Genomic DNA, 2,262 nt, shown 5'->3' on the forward strand with positions numbered 1-2,262 from the left:
ATACAAATCCAATCGATCACACTGTGACATCAAAGACTTCGGCTCACGTAAAGCCCTCTGAGTGATCCGGATACGGTGATGGCCCAGTCTGCGGTGGTCCGTCACCTGGACCGGCGAGCAGCGCAGCTTCTGGCCGATGCGGGTTTCCCCGATTGGATCGAGGCCATGGTCACCGTGACCGCGGAGTGGGAGTTCCTCGCTCACCGCCTGCGCGAATGGATGGTGCTGAGGTCGATCGCCGTCAAGGACCCGTGGGGGCCGAAGGATCTTCTGGCCGCCTCCGATTGGTGTCAGCGCACGGCCGCGCAGGTGCTGACATCATCGGCTGCACTGCGCCTACTTGCCGACCGGGGAAGAACACGACGTGTTCGCGCTGCTGCCGGTCTTCGGCTGGCTCAGCAACGCCGGTAGCTGAGTTTCTTCGATCCACAGGTCTTGACGATTGCTCGCGTTCGGGTCCTCAACGGCGGTATGCCGAGACGGGCGTGGCAGCTCATCCACGAAGCCTTCGAAGCCCGATACGTCACCAACGAAGTCTGTTTCTACTGGCTGCTCGCCCTGGTGAGCGGAAGAACTCGGCATGAGTTGTCCGAGGAAGAAGCAGCCAGGCTGCGGCACTCGAAGAGGATGCTTCATCTGGTCGGTGACGATGCATGGTCCGACGGCGTGAAAGCCATTCACCGATTGCTGGAATCCGTGGAGAAACCCGGGGAGGACATCCGTGTCCTGCTGAAGGAATTCAACGAGCTCGGTGACACCCAGCGCACTCTGATCGTGCGGCATCTGGACTCGTTCCTGGACGGGCCGATCGAGGACCAGATGTGGCACCATGCCCTGACACGGGCCAAGCTGGAGCAGACAGCCAGGGATCGGGCCGATCGCGTCTGGAAGTTCTTCGAACCGATCTCTGCGAAGCCTCGGGTGCGTCCACCGCAGCCGGTCGACGTTCCCTTCGCTGTTTGGGCTCAGGCCGTGGCGGCGACTGTCGTCTTCGTCATCGCGACACTCCACATCGGCTATCTGCTGGCACAGGCAGGCCGGGTCGTCGAGTTGCTCGCCTACCTGCTGAGTGTCATCGGGGGTTACTTCGGTGCGCGCAACGGTGCGGAGTGGCGCTTCAGAACAGTACGCCGCCATGCGAAAGACATGGAGTACGGAACGCTGCAGCGCAGGAGCAGCGCGCCTGCCGGCGGTTTCGCCAGCAAAGTGGATGAGCGATTCGGCTACTACTTCGCCAAATACGTTCCGCATGGTGTGGGCCGTGACATCTGGCTGGCCAGAACAGCGGGAATCCGCAACAGCCTGCGAAACGAGATCGTCGATGCCTACCGGCCTCGTTGTTTCACCGCAGCGGCCAGCTGATCTTGCGCCTGTGATGTCGCTTTGATCCCTGCCCGGGACGCTGATCGGGCAGGGACGCGCTTCGGCTGACGTGCCGGTGACGCCGGGTTCCACGGGCCCGGGACGATGCAGGTCCTCCTCTCGATGGCCGTCGGGCGAGGTGCTCCGGTCAGGTCGGATGGGGCAGGGCCCAGATACGCGAGAAAGCGCGCACGATGGCGTCCGCCCACGGCCACGTGCCGGGAATCTTCAACCGGCGTCGGCGCTGGCCGCGCACCAGACGGGCCGGGACGTGCAGGAGGCGGTAGCGCAGCGTCTTGGGTGTGGCCGCGGCCAGCTCACCGTCCAACGCCAGGAGCTGCAGCCAGGCCCGCAGATCGACCGCGAGCGCGGTGGCCATCAGCCAGGCCGCGTTGACCTGCAGCTCACGCGAGGGCAGCAGACCCATGCCGCTCGCCTTCTGATCACGGATCCTGGGCTCGATCCGGGCGTGCTTGCGGTGCCGCGCGTCCAGGAACGCGATCTGGCCTCGGGCGGTGTTGGTGGCGAAGGCCTGATACCGCATGCCGTGCTTCTTCTCGTACGGCGAGGCGTCGCGGGCGTAGCGGGGGTGCAGAGGCTCTTTGCGGACGATCACCCGGTGGCCGCTCGGCCAGGCCGACAGATCACCGAGCAGGCCGGTGACGTCGGCGACGAACGCATCCGGGCGCGACTCGCCGCCGGGCCCGGTCGCCGCCTGCCACAGGCCGCGGGCGTCGACGAGTTCCACGGCGTCCTGCTCGCGCTCGGTGAAGGCCCAGCCGACCGAGTACTCCCACCGGTAGGACGGGCTGGTGCGGCCGCCCGCGCCGGCGATCCATTCCAGCAGGGCGTGGGAGAAGCCGGCGCCGTCCACCCGGATCAGGACCTTCTTGCGCCAGG

General features: G+C 65.8%; 3 protein-coding genes. 2 read left to right on the plus strand and 1 reads right to left on the minus strand.

What is annotated here, in order from left to right; genetic code table 11:
• Window positions 1–78: 78 nt before the first annotated feature.
• Together IEZ06_RS35645 and IEZ06_RS35650 are read left to right on the plus strand one after the other, a co-directional pair.
• Window positions 79–411, plus strand: coding sequence for a hypothetical protein (locus IEZ06_RS35645; RefSeq protein WP_189241079.1), 333 nt, complete (start codon window positions 79–81; stop codon window positions 409–411).
• Window positions 412–435: 24 nt separating this feature from the next.
• Window positions 436–1,362 carry a hypothetical protein gene (locus tag IEZ06_RS35650; RefSeq protein WP_189241080.1) on the plus strand — a complete coding sequence of 309 codons (927 nt, stop codon included), beginning with the start codon at window positions 436–438 and terminating at the stop codon, window positions 1,360–1,362.
• 148 nt (window positions 1,363–1,510) lie between these two features.
• Here the strand turns inward: IEZ06_RS35650 and IEZ06_RS35655 are convergent.
• Window positions 1,511–2,262, minus strand: a 752-nt coding sequence (locus tag IEZ06_RS35655) for a transposase (protein WP_189241081.1), incomplete at its 5' end; no start/stop codon positions are given.

Source organism: Planomonospora antibiotica, from assembly GCF_014647955.1.
Taxonomy (GTDB): Bacteria; Actinomycetota; Actinomycetes; order Streptosporangiales; family Streptosporangiaceae; genus Planomonospora; species Planomonospora parontospora.